Origin of the sequence: Clostridium sp., assembly GCF_051656525.1 — a bacterium.
GTDB lineage: Bacteria > Bacillota > Clostridia > Clostridiales > Clostridiaceae > Clostridium.
In genome coordinates this window covers 1-2169 of record NZ_JBOGCC010000264.1, presented here as the reverse complement: position 1 = coordinate 2169, position 2169 = coordinate 1, and the positions used below count along the sequence as shown (strand labels likewise).

The following is a 2169-nucleotide window of genomic DNA, read 5'->3' as shown; positions in this document are numbered from 1 at the left end:
ATTGTAAGGTTTTAGATATTAGTAAATTTATTTATGAATTCAAAAAATATTATACAGAACTTATTCCACAAGGGTATAAAGCATATATGTTAACTTTAACTGTTCCATCTATTCCAGGAGAAGATTTAAGAGCTACTATTGATAAATTAAATAAAACTTTTAGGAAAATGATTTATAAATTTACTTATGACGATAGTAAAGGTTATAGTGATAGATATTTCAAAGTTGATGGTGGTATTAAGGTGTTAGAGATTACCTATAACGCTAACAAAGGTTTTCACCCGCATTTCCATTGCGTATTGCTTATACGTGATGACATATCACCTAATTTACTTTTAAAAGATATAGAGGGTAAATGGAGCAATAAAAGACAATCTTATAATATGAAGTCACATATTGATATTCAAATGGGTAAAATATGGTCTATGCTTTGGTATGGAGATAACTTTAAAAATATTGATAAGTTAGTCTATGATCCTAAAGCAAAATTTTATGAAAAGAATAAAAAAGTTCTTGAAGTTGATTTTGTTCCGTTAGATGAAAAAGGTATTTACGAAGTTTTTAAATATACTTTTAAAGATTCAGATATCGAAAATTATTATGTTTTTAAAACATTAGTTCAAGCTTTAGAAAATAAAAGAGTTCGGCAAGGATTTGGACTTCTTCTTAATATGAAATGTGAAAATGTTGATGAAGGAGAGAAACAAGAATTAAATCTTGAAATAAAAGAAAATCCCGTAAGCCTACTAACTTACGAGATTAACGAATTAATCACTACTTATCGTGATTATAAAAAGATTTCGAGATTTAATGCTAAATTAATTGAATAATAAAAGCTTGACATTATTTATTTAACTTACACAAAAAATCGTTTCGTTATCGCTATCGTTATTATAACAAAATTTGATTTAAAAATAAATATCTAAATTGTGAGTTAATTAAATTTAAGTTTTTATTTAAATTTTTAATTTAGTAATTTTAAAAGGTTGCTGCAAAGGGTGCAAAGTGTAACTGCACCTCTTGCAGCATTTTTATATTATTAAATAAAATTATAATTCTAACTTTTTTTAAACTCATATATGAGAACATTAATTTTTTTGTTATTGGTTGAAACTTTAATCGCTTGTCAAGGGGTGAGCGAACGCGAATAAAACTTGCCCCTTTACTGCTCCAATAGATTGATATAATCTTGCTAAGAAAAGGACGTTGAAACTCTATTAAAATTTGTTGATTCAGTAAATATATTTTATCAAAAAACGTGCTTTTCTTAATTACTTTTAATCAAAAATGTTTCACTTTTATAATAAGTGTTACAGTTACACTTTTAGTTATTTAGTAACACTTAAAGTTACACTTTTATTATAAGTGTTACACCTGTTTATTTTCATAGTAAAAATTATGTTTAGTCGCAAAAAGTAATATATTGACAATTTCTTTTTTTGATGTTAAATTGATATTAGTAATTAAGGAGGTGGTTTAATGCCTAAAATTGGTAAGACTGAATTGCCAAGAATTAATATAAGAGTTTCTAAGAAAATCAAGACATATTTTGAAAATAAAAGTGTAGAAACTGGAGTTTCTCAATCTGCTTTAATGGCGTTGGCTCTTGAAGAGTACATTGACCAAAAAAATATGTTAATTTTAACTAAAAAATTGAATGATTTAGACTGTGAAAATTCTTAAAAATTATGGTTCTTCTCGATACTTATAGAAACATCTGCGAACTTGGCTTAACTGTGCGGTTTGTAGGGGTGGTTTTTTTTTCCAAATTGAAAATTTAAGGGGGGTGTTGTTTTTGGATTTTAGCAATGAGATTTTAGAAAAAATGGACAAGAAGAAAAAAGAATTTAACAGTCAATATTCTGACTATTATTATTCTATGTTTCAGGAATTTAATCTTAAAAAATATTCAAATAGGTCTGATTCTATTAATGATTGTATGAATCTTTGGCTTTGGGATAAATATGAAAAAAATAAATTACTTGATTTGCAAAAGGTTAACAGATGTAAAAATAATAGATTTTGTCCCAATTGTAAGGTTTTAGATATTAGTAAATTTATTTATGAATTCAAAAAATATTATACAGAACTTATTCCACAAGGGTATAAAGCATATATGTTAACTTTAACTGTTCCATCTATTCCAGGAGAAGATTTAAGAGCTACTAT

The 2169-nt window shown here is 25.9% G+C and carries 2 protein-coding genes and 1 pseudogene; all 3 read left to right on the top strand.

Translation table 11 applies throughout. From position 1 onward, the window contains the following. On the top strand, nucleotides 1–830 hold an 830-nt coding region (locus tag ACRDDY_RS13040; RefSeq protein WP_438565373.1), incomplete at its 5' end, for a protein rep. Nucleotides 831–1479: 649 nt separating this feature from the next. Further along, complete coding sequence (locus ACRDDY_RS13035; RefSeq protein WP_438565372.1) at nucleotides 1480–1683, top strand: hypothetical protein; 204 nt, start codon at nucleotides 1480–1482, stop codon at nucleotides 1681–1683. Between the two features lie 112 nt (nucleotides 1684–1795). After that, nucleotides 1796–2169, top strand: a pseudogene (locus ACRDDY_RS13030) (protein rep); the annotation flags it as partial.

Excerpts from the sequence above, each read along its gene's own strand:
- ACRDDY_RS13035 (WP_438565372.1), top strand. The coding sequence starts at position 1,480 with ATGCCTAAAATTGGTAAGACTGAATTGCCAAGAATTAATATAAGAGTT.